This window comes from Actinomadura sp. HBU206391 (assembly GCF_014323665.1).
Lineage (GTDB): Bacteria > Actinomycetota > Actinomycetes > Streptosporangiales > Streptosporangiaceae > Actinomadura_C.
In genome coordinates this window covers 17323-32120 of the sequence record NZ_JABVEB010000005.1, presented here as the reverse complement: position 1 = coordinate 32120, position 14798 = coordinate 17323, and the positions used below count along the sequence as shown (strand labels likewise).

Below are 14798 nucleotides of genomic sequence, written 5' to 3'. Positions count from 1 at the left end.
GGGCCCTCTACAGGTAGGGACCGGAACTGCGGCGCTGCTCCTGTTCGGGCTCGGCTCCTGGGGGGATCATTCCCGCGGGCAATGCGCGGCGCATCTGCTCGAGCTGCGCCCGGGCGGCCATCTGTTGTGCGAAGAGCGTGGTCTGGATGCCGTGGAAGAGCCCTTCCAGCCAGCCCACGAGCTGGGCCTGGGCGATCCGCAGCTCGGCCTCGCTCGGTATCGCGTCCTCGGTGAACGGCAGCGACAGTCGCTCGAGTTCGCCGATCAGCTCCGGAGCGAGCCCGTCTTCCAGCTCTTTTATCGATGACGCGTGAATGTCCTTCAGCCGCACGCGGCTGGCCTCGTCGAGGGGTGCCGCCCGGACCTCGTCGAGCAACTGCCGGATCATGCTCCCGATACGCATGACCTTGGCGGGCTGCTCGACCATGTCGGTGATCTTGCGCTCTTCGTCGCCGCCCTCGACGCCCATGCCGTGCGGGCCGACCACGACGACCTGCGGGTCCTGTTCGGAGTCGTTGTTCAACGGGTGGTTCATAAGTCCTCAGTCTTCCAGCAGGATTTTGCCGACGTGACCACTGCCCTCCATGACCCGGTGAGCCTGGGCGGCCTCCGACATCGGCAACCGGCGATCGATGATCGGCCGTACGTCACCGGACTCGATCAGCGGCCAGACGTTCTCACGCACCGAGGCCACGATCGAGGCCTTCTCGTCCAACGGACGGGCTCGCAGCCCGGTTGCGTGCACGGCCGCCCGCTTGCGCAGCAGCGCGCCGAGGTCCAGCTCACCGCGCGCGCCGCCCTGCAGCCCGATCACCACCAGCCGGCCGCCGACCGCGAGGGCCTTGACGTTGCGAGGCAGGTACTTCGCCCCCATGTTGTCGAGGATGACGTCGACCGGCTTGGCGATCTCAACGAAGTCCTCCTCGCGATAGTTGATCGCCACGTCGGCACCGAGTTCGCGACATCTGGCCGCCTTCTCCTCGCTGCCCACGGTGCACAGCACGCGTGCCCCGCGGGCGTGGGCGAGCTGGATCGCCATCGTCCCGATTCCGCTGCCTCCGCCGTGTACGAGAAACGTCTCGCCTGCACGCAATTGACCGATCATGAACACGTTGGACCAAACCGTGCACGCGACCTCGGGCAGCGCCGCCGCGTCGACCAGGCTCACACCGTGCGGTACGGGCAGCAACTGGCCGGCCGGCACCGCCACGCGCTGGGCGTATCCGCCGCCGCTCAGCAGGGCACAGACCTCATCGCCGACCTTCCAGCCGGTGACACCATCGCCCAGGGCGGCGATGCGCCCCGAGGCCTCCAGTCCCGGGTAGGGGGAGGCCCCGGGCGGCGGAGGATAGTGGCCCTGGCGCTGCATGACATCGGCCCGGTTGACGGCCGTCGCGGCGACGTCGAGCAGAACCTCATCGGGACCTGGGATGGGATCGTCGACCTCGGTCCACTGCAGAGCGTCGGGACCGCCGGGTTCGTTGATAACGATTGCGCGCATGCCGATCACGTTAGTAGGTCACCTGAGACGCTGGGAGAGAGCAGACGGTATGGGGTCGGTCGCGCAGTGCCTTAGGCTTTCAGTTGCCTTTCTTGACTAGCGTGCGACGCCTGGCATCGAGGGGGAACCGGTGGCAAAGAACGAGCATGATGGCCGTTCCCTGGAGGAACAGCTCGCTTCCCTGGACGCGATGACCAACGAATCGGCGGCCAAGGAATCCGTGACCGACGAATCGAAGCTCGAAACCTCGTCCGGTGGGCCCGAAGACGCCGAGGAGCCGACACTTCCGGCGGACGACCTTAAATCTCTCGATGAGCTGCAGAACGGCAATGACGTCGAGTTCCCGGTCAATCCGTGGCTGAACGACCCGCCGCCCCCGTATTCCGGGCAGCAGCCCGCGCCGTACGCTCCGCTGCCGCCGCCCGGCTCCGCGGGACCGGTCCAGGGTGGGCAGCAGCAGCACGTTCCGATGCCACCTCCGCCGGGTTACGCCACGCCGGCGCCGGACTACGGTGCTCAGCAGCAGGCGCAGTACCCGCCTGCGAACTTCTATCCGGGTACGCCGCCGGCGGGCAGCCAGCCGCCGCCACCGCTCGAGCCGCTGCCGGAATACGGTCCGGAGCAGAACACGCAGAACCTCCCGGAGCAGCCTCAGCAGGCCTACCCGTGGGGCGCCGCCCAGTCCTACGAAGCGCCCCCGCAGCAGCAGGCGGAGGGACCTGAGCCCATGGCCCCTTACTCGTCGTACGAGCAGGGTGAGCCGCAGGGGCCCGCCGCTCCGTACCCGCCGTACGAGGCCCAGGGTTCGGCCGCCCCGTACGCGCCCTACCAGCAGCAGGGTGAGGCCCAAGGCCCGGCCGCCCCTTACCCTCCGTACCAGCAGCAGGGTGAGGCGCAGGCCCCGTACCCCCCGTACCAGCAGGGTGAGTCGCAGGGCGCCGCCGCCCCGTACGCGCCGCATCAGCAGACCGACGGGACTGCTCCGTACCCGCCGCAACAGGGTCAGGGCCCGGGCCAGGCGCCCCCGGCCGGGGCGTACCCGCTCCAGCAGCAGCCGCCGGTCTCCCCGTCCATTCCAGGAGTGCCACAGCAGGCCGGCTCGGCCGTGCCGCAGACCTCCGACAGCCTGAGCGCGGACACGCTGCTCCGCAACCGGCGCAGCGCCCCGGCGAGCGGCTGGCGGCGGGCGGTCTACAAGGCCACGGCAGGTGCGATCCATCCGGGCGAGGCGCCCGGCGAACTGCGCCGGCGTGAGCTGCTGGCACGCGCTCGTACGCCCGTGGCCAGCGGCCACCACCGCGTCGCGGTCATGAGCCTCAAGGGTGGCGTCGGCAAGACGACGACCACTGTGGGGCTCGGCGCGAGCCTGGCCTCGCTGCGCGGTGACCGCGTCATCGCCGTGGACGCCAACCCCGACCGCGGCACGCTGTCGGACAAGGTGCGGCTCGAGACGGCGGCGACCGTACGCGACCTGCTCAACGAGCGGGAGCAGATCCAGCGTTACGCCGACGTACGGGCGTTCACCTCTCAGTCCTCCTCGAGGCTGGAGGTGCTCGCTTCGGACCGGGACCCCGCGATGTCGGAGGCCTTCAGCGAGGAGGACTACCGCTCGGTCACCCGGGTGCTGGAGCACTACTACTCGATCTGCCTTACCGACTGCGGCACCGGCCTGCTGCACTCGGCCATGGCCGGTGTGCTGGCGCTCGCCGACCAGCTGGTCCTGGTCAGTTCCCCGTCGGTGGACGGCGCCCGGTCGGCGAGCGCGACCCTGGACTGGCTGGAGGCGCACGAACACGGCGATCTCGTGCGAGGCGGCGTGGTCGTGCTCTCGATGGTGCGATCGCGCAGCAAGAGCACGGTGGACCTGGACCGGCTGCAGCAGCATTTCGAGAGCCGCTGCCGGGCCGTCGTGCGCATCCCGTACGACGCGCATCTGGAGGAGGGCGCCGAGGTCGAGCTCGACCAGCTCACCCCCGCGACCCAGGACGCCTACCTCGTGCTGGCCGCGACGATCGGCGACGGCTTCGGCCGTTCACGCTGAGCCGAGCCGGGCCCGCCCGTGATCCCGTCGCGTCGGCGGGATCACGGCGCGGCCTGGCGATATCGCGTCGCGGCCCAGATCGCTTGGGCGGTAGGGTGGGGCACCACCAGGAGGGTTCGCCTAGTGGACGATGGCGGCGGTCTTGAAAACCGCTAGGCCGGGTGACCGGTCTCGTGGGTTCGAATCCCACACCCTCCGCTCACCTCGATCTCCGCAGGTCAAGCCCCGGGAACCTGACGAGAGACCTTGATCGGCATGTGCGGCCGGGTGTGCGCGGCGCACGCGGCAGAATCAGGGCGTGGACCAAAGCGCGCAAAACCACATCGCCGATCTCGATAGCCACGACCGGCGAGTCCGTGAGCCGGCAGCCGCCTACCTTGGTGACTGGCTCATAGGAGCGTGCCGAAGCCGGTGGGATGTCAGCGGTGTCGTCAACGCGCTGGTTGGCGCTCTTCTTCGGGAGGTTGAAGCCGACGTTCAAGAAGAGATCGCTCACTCGCTAGGGCATCTGGTCGAGTATGGCGTCGTTCCCCCTGAGATCGTCGAGCCGTTGGCCACGCATCTGCCCTTGCTTGATCCTGGAGCCGCAGAACACGTGGCAGGTATTCTCGAAGCCGCCTCATGGCAGAAGAAGCAGTGACGGCGACACGGCCGGGCGCCACCCGCTGAAACCGATCATGGGCAGCCGAGGCGATCCCGGCCAGGATCGGCAGGAAACTGCCGCGCTTCAGCCCTCGATCCAGGGATCGCCGCTCCATGTCGAGGGCCGTCAGAGTGGGTCGAGGCGAGTCTTGAGCAGGCAGAACTCGTTGCCTTCGGGATCGGTGAGGACGTGCCAGGGCTCCTCGCCGGTCTGGCCGATGTCGGCCGGGCGTGCCCCGAGCTTCAGGAGGCGTTCGAGTTCGGCGTCCTGATCGCGGTCGGTGGCGTTGACGTCGATGTGCAGCCGGGATTTCCCCTTCTCCGGCTCATCCCTGCGACTGAGGATGATCGTCGGCTGCGGACCACCGAACCCTTCGCGCGGCCCGATCTCCACCGAGCCGTCGTCCTCGCGATCGAGCACGACGAAGTCCAAGACCTCGCACCAGAACCGCGCCAGCACCTCAGGGTCGCGGCAACTGAGCACGAGCTCGCTGATACGGCATGCCATTGACGAAACCTACTCTCAGCGTGGGGACTACCGGGGTGGCTCGCGCGGGTCTCATGGGCTCCCGCAGCGAGAACATTCTCGCGACCGTACCGGGCGAGGCGAGCAGGGGGGTCGCGCAGTAGGGCAGCCGACCTTGAGGTACGCCCTAGAACGCGTCCTGGACGGGAGCGTTGGGCGGTAGGCCGTATGCCCGGCGCGCCCGGTCGAGCGGCCGCTCGGCGGTCTCCGGGTACCCGTGCTGTTCGATGCGCAGGAACTCGGCCTTTCCCACCTTGGTGAACGTGCGTCGGTAGTCCGGGTCGCCGTTGAGCTTTCCGCCCTCCCGCATCTCCGTCACCTCGTAGGAGCCGTCCCGAGAGCGGAGGGTGATCAGCGCCGGTACCGAGAAGCCGGTGCCCTGGAGGAGGGCGGAGCCCCGTCGCGCGTATTCAGAGCAGTGCGCGGCGATACCTGCCAGCAGCTCCGGGCCACCGCGGCGCGTCTCGATGAGATGGACCTGGCAGAACCACCGGCTCTTCGACTCCGGCCGCTCGGCGAGCGCGCCGCCGTGGTCATCTCGTGTCTCGAGGTGCTGCCGGATCACCGGGGTGAGTTCGGCGCGCAGCCGCGGTTCGACCTGGGGCGCTCCCGGGCCCGGCCACACAAGAATCGTCACTGTGGCGATCGCGACGGCTCCCGCGCCGACCGCCCCGAGGACTCTTCCGCGCATCCGCCAACCCTAGGCCGTGGATCCATGTCCGGCCACGCAACGCCGCCGACGGTGGAGCTCTACGGGCACGCCTTACTTGAGTATCCGGCACAGCCGGGTGGCCTGGCTGATGGGCGGCCACCGATCGAGGGAGACGCATGGCCGTCGAACACGCAGTCATCGTTCATTTCCAGCTCGCCGGTGACGACTTCGGCTCTGAGGAGGAACGACCTCTAGCCGCCAACGAAGACATGGGCGTTCTCGGCGATGCCGACGGCGACGTGGTCAGTACCGGGAGGCCGTGCGGGCGTATTCCCTCAGCCTCGCCTCCAGAGTGGCGGGGTCGCCGTGAACCTGGCGGATGTTGACGCAGAAAGGGGTGCCGGTCGCTTTCATGGCGGCTCTCGTGTCGCGGGCGACGCCGCGATCCGCATTGGCCTGCGCGACCATCGAGGGGGCGTACAGGCAGATGTGCTGCACCGAGAACATTCCCTTGGAGACCTTGCGCAGTTCGACGTGCTCGATCGCGGCCCACGGCAGCACCACCACGCGTGGCTTGCGGAAACCGCCGACCCGCAGCCATACCCAGTTCTCGTCCGCGGCGAGGTAGGGGCCGGAGAAGGCGGACATGCGGAGCAGGTGCACGTACAGCAGCATGTTGTAGAACGAGAGCTGAGCGAAGATCCCGATGGCGATCACCCTGCCGAGGGTGTCGAGCCAGAGCAGTGACAGCACGACCGCCCCCACCGCCCAGAGACCATAGAAGGCGATGTGCGGGCCGAATATGGCGGTGAGACGGCCGACTCGCGGCCGAGCGACGAGCGGCGCACTATCGGGGACACGATCGGTGACTGTCATGGCGTCATGATGTCCGTGGTGCGACCTGCCGACAACCACGAACGATCCGCGAGGAGGATCGGGCTTACAGCCCGGCGCCGCCGGTTGCGTCGATCACTCTGCCGGTGACCCAGCGGGCGTCGTCGGAGGCGAGGAAGGCGACGATGTCGGCGATGTCGGCGGGTTGTCCGACGCGACCGAGGGCGGCCAGGGAGGCGGCGTGGGCCTGGGCGCCGGGGTTTCCGCGCAGCCATCCGGCGTTGACGTCGGTGTCGACGATTCCGGGAGCCACCGAGTTGGCGGTGATGCCGCGCGGGCCCAGGTGCTTGGCCAGGTTGAGGGTGAAGGTGTCCAGGGCACCCTTTGTGGAGCCGTAGGCGATGGCCTCAGGCATGGCCAGGCGAGCCGCGCCGCTGGAGATGTTGATGATCCGGCCGCCGTCGCGCAGCCGCTTCAGCCCTTCCTTGATGATGAAGAACGGTGCCCGGACGTTCACGGCGAAGACCTCATCGAACTCCTCCTCGGTGAGCGAGTCCAGGTCGGCGCTACGGCCGATCCCGGCGTTATTGACGATGATGTCGACGCCATCGCCGGGGGCGTGGGTGCCGATCTGGGCGTCGAAGGCAGCCCACAGTGCGGCCGCGTCGCCGTGGCCGCCCAGTGCCGCCCGGATCGCAAAGGCCCGGCCGCCGTTCTTGCCGATCCGCTCGACGACCTCGGTGGCCGCGGTCTGGTCGCGGGCGTAGGCGACCGCGACGACGGCGCCGTCGCGGCCCAGCCGCTGGGCGATGGCCTGGCCGATTCCCCTGCTGCCGCCGGTGACCAATGCGACCTTGCCGTCCAGTGCGTGCGCGCTCATGGCCGGTTCCTTCCATTTGTTGATCGATGACTCAAGAAATAAGCTAGCACGTCTTGTTGAGCGATCGCTCTACAATGGCGGCATGAGCACGACAGGCGCGACACGGGGACGCCCCCGGACCTTCGACCGCGACGCGGCGCTGGCCGCGGCCACCCGGCTGTTCTGGGAGCGCGGCTACCAGGCCACCTCGGTCAGTGAGCTCACCGGGGCGATGGGCATCCGGCCGGCAAGTCTGTACGCCGCCTTCGGCGACAAACAGTCGCTGTTCAAGGAGGTGGTGGCCGCCTACGGGCACTCACCCGCTGGCGCCTTCGTGGGTGCGGCCCTGGGGGAGGAACCCACCGCCTACGCCGCGTTCGCCCGCATCCTGCGCGAGGCCGCGGAGATCTACTCCGACTCCTCCCACCCCGCCGGGTGCCTGACCATCACCGCCGCCACCAACGTCGCCGTACAGGACGCCGGCATCGAGACGTTCCTGCGCGACCTGCGCAACGCCAACCTCAGAATCTTCCAGGACCGCCTTACCGCCGCACAACAAGCAGGAGAACTGCCCCGCGACACCAACCCCCGCGCCCTGGCCGGATACTTCGCCACCATCATCCAAGGAATGTCACAACGCGCCCGAGACGGAGCCGACAAGACCGAACTCACTCAGGTTGCCGAGCTGGCCCTGACCGCATGGCCCGCACACCGGCCATCCCCGCTGAACCGACCTGCCGCACAGCCACACCCGGCGAACTGACCACGCCGGCACGGGCCACCTTGGACGCATACGCTCCACCATCGCGCACCAAGTCGTAAGGTCGCCGATGTGAGGATTACCGTGCTCGGAGGCTGCGGGGCATGGCCTATGGCCGATCAGGCGTGCAGTGGTTACCTCGTCGAGCACGACGGTTTTCGGCTGCTCATGGATCCGGGATACGCGACGCTGCCACGGCTGCTGGAACACGTCACGGCCGAGCAGGTCGACGCGGTGTGGATCAGCCATGGGCACCCTGACCACTGCGCGGACCTGAACCCGCTGCTGCGTGCTCGGGCGCTGGGCGGCGATTCGCCGTCCGCCCTTCCCGTCTACGCGCCGGACGGCGGTCTGGACTCGGTCCTCGCTCTGGACAAGCCCGCCATGCTGGCGGACGCCTATGTCCTGCCCGACTTCACCATCGGCGGTTCGCATGAGATCGGTCCGTTCCGGGTCGACACCCGTCTGCTGCCGCACCACGTGCCGAACGTGGGGATCCGGCTCACCGCCGGGGGCGCCGCTCTCGCCTACACGGGCGACACCGGGCCGAGCCCAGACGTGGTCGTACTCGCCCGCGAGGCGGATCTGCTGCTCGCCGAGGCCACCTATGTCGACGAGGTTCCACAGGAGGACGCCCCCTACCTCACCACCGCCCGGCAGGCCGGGCGGCAGGCCACTGAGGCCGCGGTCGGCGGGCTCGTCCTGACGCATCTGTGGCCGGGCACCGACCCGGCCGCCGCGCGTCATGTGGCCGGGGAGGCGTTCGGCGGCCAGATCAGCGTCGCCCGCGCCGGTTCGATCATGGACCTCGGCTGCTGAACAGAGCCGGCCAGGCTCGGAACCGGTGTCTTGTCGAGCGCCGGTCGCCGCGGTTACGTCCGCGTGCCGCGTGAGCGGTGGCCCGATGGGGTCCACCCAGGAAACGCCCATGCTCAGATCAGCTCCTGCGCACGCGCGATCTCGATCCGGCGTTGCGCCGCCAGTGCGTCGCCGAGCAGGTCGGAGCGGTCCTCGGCGAGCGTGTGCGCCAATCCGTCGTACATCTCCTCGGTGGTCAGTACGCGATCGCGCGTGGCCATCCACATGCCGGGCCCGCCCGTGGCAGTGCGGGCTCGCCAGATGTTCCACCCAGGATGCTCCGCCCGGAGCCTGGTGAGGCGCTCCTCGTCCGTCATCGAGCGTGCGCCGTCCGGTGCTGGTCGACGCCGGTGGCCGGGGCCCTCCGCAGTACCGCGTGCAGCAGGGCCGCCAGTTCATTCGGCGAGGTCGCCTCGACCAGCCGCCGCAGCGACGGATGGAACGCCCACCAGCTGCCGGTATGCCGCCCCCACCAGAACGACGTCCCGGGGAACCTCCGCGTCAGGTCCTCGAGGAACGTGCACGTGGGGAGCAGTCGCCGGACCGGTGCGCCCGTCGGCCGAGGCATGGGGGCCACCGTCATCGTTCCTGTTGTCATGGGGGGATTCCTCCTCAGGGTCCATTTCCATGACCAGGCTGACTCGAAGGCATTACGCTCGGCTACCAACGGTCACCACCCGCAACGAAACCGGCTCGGGCCGCACGTCAAGCGGCCGCCGTGGACAACTCCGGGAGGCTCCCCCCATGCCTCGTCCTCAGCGTGAGCTCGACCCGAACTCACTCGTCGGCTACTTCGGCGCCGAGTTGAGAACGCGCCGCAACCAGGCCAACCTGTCGATGGCGCAGCTCGCCGCCGCACTCGGCTACACGCCGCAATGGATCGGACAGGTCGAGCTGGCCGAGAAGCCGCCGTCCGAGCAGTTCGGCAATGACCTGGACACCTATTTCGAAACCGGCGGCAGTTTCCACAGGCTGTGGAAAGCCATCAAGCGCGCCGGCCGCAGCCAGGTGCTGCTCCCCGGCTTCCCCGCGTACATCGAACTGGAAGCCCAGGCGGTGCTCATCCGCTCGTTCGTGGCGCAACTCGTGCCGGGCCTGCTCCAGACCGAGGATTATGCCCGGGCGGTCATCAACGCCTGGCCCGACCCGGCCCCGGTGGGCGAGCGGGTGGCGACACGCATGGAGCAGCAAGGCATCTTTCGGGTGGAGAGGCCGCCGTACGCCTGGTTCGTGCTGGACGAGGCGGTCCTGCACCGACCGTTCGGCGGGCAAGAGGTGATGCGCGAGCAATTGAAGCTGCTCGCAGGATTGGTCGTCTCGCCGAACGTTCAGGTGCGGATTCTGCCGTTCGCATCGACGACCTATGCCGGTTTGGATGGCAAGTTCACCCTCTTGCGGCTCGGTGACGGCACGGAGATCCTGTATCAGGAGGGGCCGGGTTTCAGCCAGTTGATCGAGGACCCGAGCACCGTGGCCGACTGCGCCGCGCGGTTCGACTTGGTCATGGGTGAGGCGCTGCCCCGTAGCGCGTCCCAACAGATGCTGCTGGAAAGGCTGGAGGACCTTACGTGACCAGGTTGGATCTCTCCGCGATGCGCTGGCGCAAGAGCAGCCGTAGCGCTCAGGGCGGTCAGGACTGTGTGGAGGTCGCCGCCGCGCACTGGCGCAAGAGCAGCCACAGCGGTCAGGGTGGCGACGACTGCGTCGAGCTGGCCGGGCTGCCCGGGGTGGTGGCCGTCCGCGATTCCAAGAACCCGGACGGTCCGAAGCTGGCGTTCACCGCGCGCGAGTGGGCCGCCTTCGTCGCAGACGTCAAGACGAGCAGGTACGGCGACTCGTAACCCGCACGTCGGTGGCGGCATCGCGTACGGTTCTAGGCGTGGCGATCATCTCCGTGCCGTATCACCTGGACGAGTACCTCCCCGACCTGAACATCCCTCTCCCGCCAGGTCGCGACGTCACGACGGTTGCGGTGGCGCTGCCCGACGGGGACACCTGGACGCGTCTCGGGCGCCTGTACGAGTCGGTGGCCGAGGCCGTCGCTCAAGTCGTGCGGAAGGGGCAGGTGCCGACCGTGGTGTCTGGCGACTGCACAGCCTCGCTCGGCACTGTGGCGGGCCTTCAGCAGGCGGAGGTGGACGCCTCCGTGGTCTGGTTCGACGCGCATGGCGATGTGCAGACCCTCGAGACCACCGCCTCGGGCTACCTGGGCGGCATGCCCCTTCGCATCCTGGTCGGCTACCGCCCTGACCTGATCTCCGAGCGTCTGGGATTGCGCCTAGTGCCGGAGAACCGGGTGGTCCTGGTGGACGGTCGGGACCTCGATCCACCGGAGGCCGACTACCTGGCGACCTCGGAGATCCGCCGATGCGGCGTCGACGAGGTGTCGGCCGACGTGCTGCCGCCAGGCCCTCTCCTGCTGCACATGGACCTGGACGTGATCGATTCAGCGGAACTGGCGGGGCTGCGGTATCCGGCACCGGCCGGGCCGACGACCTCGTCCGTGCTCGACGCGGCCCGCAGAGTCTTCGCCACCGGTCGGGTCGTCGCCGTGGACATCGGCTGCACCTGGCACCCCGGCCACGACGATGCCGATGGCCTCCGTTCCCGGCTGCTGTCGGCCCTCGCAGCGGAGGGCTGACAGGCCTCCGGCCTGGATCGCCGTCGTGACCGGGTGGCTACGCTCGGCTGGGTTTGCGGGCCAGGAGGCGGCCCTGTCGGAATCTCTCGGTGTCACCGGGCTCGCGCACCATCCGGGCGACCTCGACGAAGCCGGCCTTGCGGGCAAGCTCGGCGACACCGTTGAGCGACCACCGGTAGGCGGCCGACGCCTTGTGGTCGAACGCCTGCGCCGGCTGCGGTGCGTCGTCGTCGGCCTGGAAGAAGCCGAGCAATATGTGGCCGCCCGGGGCCAGCACGCGGTCGAACTCGGCGAAGACCAGTGGCAGTTGCTCCGGCGGGGTGTGGATGATCGAGTACCAGGAAAGGATGCCGCCGGCGGTGCCGTCCGCCAGGTCGAGGTCGGTCATCGTGCCCTCCTCGAACCGAAGGTCCGGGTACGCCTGACGGGCCAGCGCGATCATCGTCGGCGACAGGTCGATGCCGAAGGCGGTCACGCCGAGGTCGCGGAAGTAGGCCGTCACCTGCCCCGGACCGCAGCCGAGATCGGCGACCGGGCCGACGTCCGCCACTCGTACGAGCTCGGCGAACGCGGTGAGGATCGCACGGTCCAGCGGCACCTCGCGGTGTGCGTTCGCGAACAACTCGGCATAGCGGACGGCGACGGCGTCGTAGTCGGTCCTGGTGGTGTTCAGGTAGGAGGCTTCGGTCATAGCCGAGGACCGTAGTAGCCCCCGGGCGGGTGCCGGGGCGGGGGGTGTCGTCAGCGGAAGTCGTCGGCGTGGTCGATCGCCCACTGGAGGTAGGTGCGCGCGGGCGTCCCGGTAAGTTCCTCCACCGCGTCGGTGACCGACTCCGGGTCGGACACCATCGCGGCATGTCCGTTCAGAATGGGATCCACCAGGTCGGGCGGCATCCCCTGGGCGAGCATCTGCTGCCGTGCGGCATCCAGCGAGAACTCCTCGAAGCGCAGTGGCCGGCCGATCGCCGTACCGATGGCGTGCACCTGTTCGATCTGGGTGAGCGTCTCGGGCCCGGTGAGCTCGTACTTCTTCGTGGCATGCCCGTCCTCGGTGAGTACGCGAGCCGCCACGGCCGCGATGTCCCGCTCGTGGATGAGCGACCGCCCCGCCTTACCGTGGATCCAGCGGACCACGCCGCCGGCGCGGATCTGCGGGGCCCAGGCCAGCGTGTTGGTGGCGAATCCACCGGGCCGCAGGAAGGTCCACTCCATCCCGGACCGCTCGATCAGGCGCTCGATCCGGGCGTGCGATCCGAGGATCGACTCGGCCGTCTGATCCTCGGAGGCGTCCGGCACGCCCCGTGCGGACAGGTAGACGACGCGGCGCGCGTGCTTCGCGATCGTCTCCAGGGTCGCGGGCGCCGCATGATCGGCCGACAGGGTGGGCCAGACCAGGAACACCGACTCGACCCCCGCGAGGGCCGCGCCGAGCCCGCCCGGTTCGGACAGGTCGCCTCGTACGACCTCGACGCCGTCGGGCAGCCGGGCCGCGCCGGGATCGCGGGTCAACGCGCGCACGGCGGCGCCCGTACTGGACAGTTGGGACACGACGTGCCGGCCGACATTGCCGGTCGCCCCGGTGACGAGGAACATGTGGGCGGTCTCCCTGGTGCGGTCTCGCAGGTTCTCCCTCGACGGGCTTGCTGCGCTCAGCCTGTTACGTCAACCAAGGTCGAGGTCAAGCCCGCACCAGAGCGACCGGCTCAGGTCACGGGATCCGGCCCGGCGCGTCGACGATGCTGCCGGAATCGGTCCGTGTTTGGAGGTTCAGGATGGCGCCCTTCTTGACGCGCCAGGTGCCGTCCGTACCGGTGGACGTGTGGTCCGTGATCGCGATGATCCGCTCGCCCATGTACCGGTAGGTGGTGCGGTCGACCAGGATCTCGTAATGGAGGAAGCCGTCGATGATCCGGGCGACCGCGATCGCCGGCCGTCCGGCCACGTCCACCGCGTTCCTTCTGAGGGTCACTCCGGGAAGGCTCGCGATCGATCGGAAGATCGCGCCCTCGAGCTTCGGCGGTGCCACGCCGTTGCGCAGGATCGCGTTGTACTCCAGGTACAGCGTCTCGGCGCGTTCCCGCGCGGTCTGCTCGTCGAACCCGTCGAGATACCCCTTCGCCGCCATGGCGCCGGGCAGCGCCTTCGGATCGGTCGGCAGCGCGGCCAGCGAAGGGTAATGATGTTTCCAACCTGCAGGACCGTCCTCGATCTGCAGCCTGCCGTCGCCGTAATGGCCCTTTCGGGTTCTGGCGACCTGCGTGCCGTCCGCGCGCCACCAGGTTCGCTCGATGTGGGTCACGAGCCGTACCCCGGGGGCGTTCACCCGGGTCCCGATGGCGGGGAAGCGCTGCCTGTGCTCGACGAAGATCCACTGATCCGGCCGGGGCGGCGTGAACGGCCGCGACTCGACGGCGGTCGCGGCCCGGTCCATCAGTTCCGCCGCGTTGGCCACCGGGCCCGCGGGGAGCCCGGGGATGACCTGCCGAGGACGGCCCTTGTCGTCGATGCCGTGCGGGAGCTGCGCCAGCGTCGTGCCCGCGGCGATCGCGACGGCCGCGGTTCCGACGGCCACCAGTCGTACGCCCATCCGCGGAAGGCCGATCCGTAGCGGCCGCGACCTGCGCCGCCGCGTTCTCGGCGGGCCCTCGGAGCTTCGCGGTACGTCGCCGCGGGCCGCGGCGAGCAGCCTGCGGCGTCCCTCTGCCACGGCCGTCGCGTCGGGCGGCGGGACCTCGCTGCACATGCGCTCAAGATCGTTCATCGGTCTCACCTGTTCCTCGGGGATCCGTCCCACCCAGCGCGTGGCGTGTCTTCTTACGAGCTCGATTCAGCCGGGAGTGCACGGTCCCCTTGGCGATGCCGAGGGCCGTCGCTATCTCCTCGGCGGACAGACCGCCGGCGGCCGTCAGCAGCAGGACGTCCCGTTGCCCGCGGGGCAGTCCGGCGAGCGCGGCCGCCAGCTCCCGTCGCGACGCCTGCGCGGTCACGCGATCGACCACCACCTCGGCCGGCGGCTCCACCGCCGGGTCGACGCCGGTCCGCTCGATGAGCCGCCAGAACCGGACCTCCGCACGCCGATGCTGACCGACGAGATTGGTCGCGATGCCGTACAGCCACGGCGCGGCGTCGAACCTGGCCAGGTCGTAGTGTTCTCGTCGGCCGAACGCGATCAGGAACGTCTCCGCCATCAGATCATCGGCGAGATCCCGGCCGAGACGGCGCGCGATATAGCGATGGATCAGCTCGTGGTAGCGGTCGTACAGCGCCGTGAAGCACTCCGGCTCGCTCAGAGACGCCTCGATGATCTCTGCGTCGGTCCGGGCCCGCACCTCGCCCCTCACCCCACGCCCGATTCGCTCATCGCGAACCACTCGCGTGACTCGGCTCCCGCGGTGACTGTTGCCACGCGCTCATGTGACCCCTCTCGGCCGGCGGTTTCACCTGTTATTGGGAAAAGCCGCCGTACCGCTTCCCTCGACGCCGC

General features: G+C 69.2%; 19 protein-coding genes and 1 tRNA gene. 8 read left to right on the top strand and 12 right to left on the bottom strand.

The window, feature by feature from the left end; genetic code table 11:
* Positions 1-7: 7 nt before the first annotated feature.
* Positions 8-535, bottom strand: a complete 528-nt coding sequence (locus HKK72_RS04325) for a bacterial proteasome activator family protein (protein ID WP_187232910.1) — start codon at positions 533-535, stop codon at positions 8-10.
* A 6-nt stretch (positions 536-541) separates the two neighbouring features.
* Positions 542-1501, bottom strand: coding sequence for an NAD(P)H-quinone oxidoreductase (locus HKK72_RS04320; RefSeq protein WP_187232909.1), 960 nt, complete (start codon positions 1499-1501; stop codon positions 542-544).
* Positions 1502-1631: 130 nt separating this feature from the next.
* Between HKK72_RS04320 and HKK72_RS04315 the strand changes: the two genes are divergently transcribed.
* The 3 genes from HKK72_RS04315 to HKK72_RS04305 all read left to right on the top strand — a co-directional run bounded on the left by HKK72_RS04315 (position 1632) and on the right by HKK72_RS04305 (position 4182).
* Entirely contained in the window at positions 1632-3542 is a 1911-nt protein-coding gene (locus HKK72_RS04315; protein WP_315987066.1) for an AAA family ATPase, read from the top strand.
* A gap of 109 nt (positions 3543-3651) precedes the next feature.
* Positions 3652-3740, top strand: a tRNA-Ser gene (locus tag HKK72_RS04310).
* Between the two features lie 100 nt (positions 3741-3840).
* Positions 3841-4182, top strand: coding sequence for a hypothetical protein (locus HKK72_RS04305; RefSeq protein ID WP_187232908.1), 342 nt, complete (start codon positions 3841-3843; stop codon positions 4180-4182).
* Positions 4183-4311: 129 nt separating this feature from the next.
* Here the strand turns inward: HKK72_RS04305 and HKK72_RS04300 are convergent, their stop codons facing one another.
* The 4 genes from HKK72_RS04300 to HKK72_RS04285 all read right to left on the bottom strand — a co-directional run bounded on the left by HKK72_RS04300 (position 4312) and on the right by HKK72_RS04285 (position 7076).
* Positions 4312-4692 (bottom strand): VOC family protein, encoded by a 381-nt coding sequence (locus HKK72_RS04300; RefSeq protein ID WP_187232907.1) that lies wholly within the window; start codon positions 4690-4692, stop codon positions 4312-4314.
* Positions 4693-4837: 145 nt separating this feature from the next.
* On the bottom strand, positions 4838-5401 hold the full coding sequence (locus HKK72_RS04295) for a hypothetical protein (RefSeq protein ID WP_187232906.1): 564 nt from the start codon (positions 5399-5401) through the stop codon (positions 4838-4840).
* Between the two features lie 264 nt (positions 5402-5665).
* Positions 5666-6238, bottom strand: a complete 573-nt coding sequence (locus HKK72_RS04290; protein WP_187232905.1) for a hypothetical protein — start codon at positions 6236-6238, stop codon at positions 5666-5668.
* A 64-nt stretch (positions 6239-6302) separates the two neighbouring features.
* Positions 6303-7076 (bottom strand): SDR family oxidoreductase, encoded by a 774-nt coding sequence (locus HKK72_RS04285; RefSeq protein WP_187232904.1) that lies wholly within the window; start codon positions 7074-7076, stop codon positions 6303-6305.
* 82 nt (positions 7077-7158) lie between these two features.
* On the opposite strand from HKK72_RS04285, the gene HKK72_RS04280 reads away from it, so the two are divergent.
* Complete coding sequence (locus HKK72_RS04280) at positions 7159-7818, top strand: TetR/AcrR family transcriptional regulator (RefSeq protein WP_187232903.1); 660 nt, start codon at positions 7159-7161, stop codon at positions 7816-7818.
* Positions 7819-7926: 108 nt separating this feature from the next.
* Complete coding sequence (locus tag HKK72_RS04275; protein ID WP_222720313.1) at positions 7927-8634, top strand: MBL fold metallo-hydrolase; 708 nt, start codon at positions 7927-7929, stop codon at positions 8632-8634.
* 113 nt (positions 8635-8747) lie between these two features.
* On the opposite strand, the gene HKK72_RS04270 is transcribed toward HKK72_RS04275, so the two are convergent.
* Both HKK72_RS04270 and HKK72_RS04265 read right to left on the bottom strand, forming a co-directional pair.
* Positions 8748-8990 carry a hypothetical protein gene (locus HKK72_RS04270; protein WP_187232901.1) on the bottom strand — a complete coding sequence of 81 codons (243 nt, stop codon included), beginning with the start codon at positions 8988-8990 and terminating at the stop codon, positions 8748-8750.
* Positions 8987-9271 carry a hypothetical protein gene (locus HKK72_RS04265; RefSeq protein ID WP_187232900.1) on the bottom strand — a complete coding sequence of 95 codons (285 nt, stop codon included), beginning with the start codon at positions 9269-9271 and terminating at the stop codon, positions 8987-8989. Before HKK72_RS04265 ends, HKK72_RS04270 begins: the two co-directional genes overlap by 4 nt.
* Before the next feature lie 146 nt (positions 9272-9417).
* Here HKK72_RS04265 and HKK72_RS04260 point away from each other — a divergent pair, with 146 nt between their 5' ends.
* From HKK72_RS04260 to HKK72_RS04250, 3 genes are read left to right on the top strand one after another with little or no spacing between them, the layout of a single operon-like run.
* Positions 9418-10245 (top strand): helix-turn-helix domain-containing protein, encoded by an 828-nt coding sequence (locus HKK72_RS04260; protein WP_187232899.1) that lies wholly within the window; start codon positions 9418-9420, stop codon positions 10243-10245.
* A complete protein-coding gene (locus tag HKK72_RS04255; protein WP_315987065.1) occupies positions 10242-10514 on the top strand; it encodes a DUF397 domain-containing protein in 273 nt (90 codons plus the stop codon). The genes HKK72_RS04260 and HKK72_RS04255 overlap by 4 nt, the downstream gene beginning before the upstream one ends.
* 38 nt (positions 10515-10552) lie before the next feature.
* Positions 10553-11314, top strand: a complete 762-nt coding sequence (locus tag HKK72_RS04250) for an arginase family protein (protein ID WP_315987064.1) — start codon at positions 10553-10555, stop codon at positions 11312-11314.
* A gap of 37 nt (positions 11315-11351) precedes the next feature.
* On the opposite strand, the gene HKK72_RS04245 is transcribed toward HKK72_RS04250, so the two are convergent.
* The 4 genes from HKK72_RS04245 to HKK72_RS04230 all read right to left on the bottom strand — a co-directional run bounded on the left by HKK72_RS04245 (position 11352) and on the right by HKK72_RS04230 (position 14643).
* A complete protein-coding gene (locus HKK72_RS04245; RefSeq protein ID WP_187232898.1) occupies positions 11352-12005 on the bottom strand; it encodes a class I SAM-dependent methyltransferase in 654 nt (217 codons plus the stop codon).
* A gap of 50 nt (positions 12006-12055) precedes the next feature.
* Positions 12056-12907 carry an NAD(P)H-binding protein gene (locus tag HKK72_RS04240; protein WP_187232897.1) on the bottom strand — a complete coding sequence of 284 codons (852 nt, stop codon included), beginning with the start codon at positions 12905-12907 and terminating at the stop codon, positions 12056-12058.
* Positions 12908-13022: 115 nt separating this feature from the next.
* Complete coding sequence (locus HKK72_RS04235; protein ID WP_187232896.1) at positions 13023-14075, bottom strand: CU044_5270 family protein; 1053 nt, start codon at positions 14073-14075, stop codon at positions 13023-13025.
* The gene (locus HKK72_RS04230; RefSeq protein ID WP_315987063.1) at positions 14062-14643 is read right to left on the bottom strand and encodes an RNA polymerase sigma factor; all 582 of its coding nucleotides are present in this window, start codon (positions 14641-14643) and stop codon (positions 14062-14064) included. The genes HKK72_RS04235 and HKK72_RS04230 overlap by 14 nt, the downstream gene beginning before the upstream one ends.
* Positions 14644-14798 lie beyond the last annotated feature (155 nt).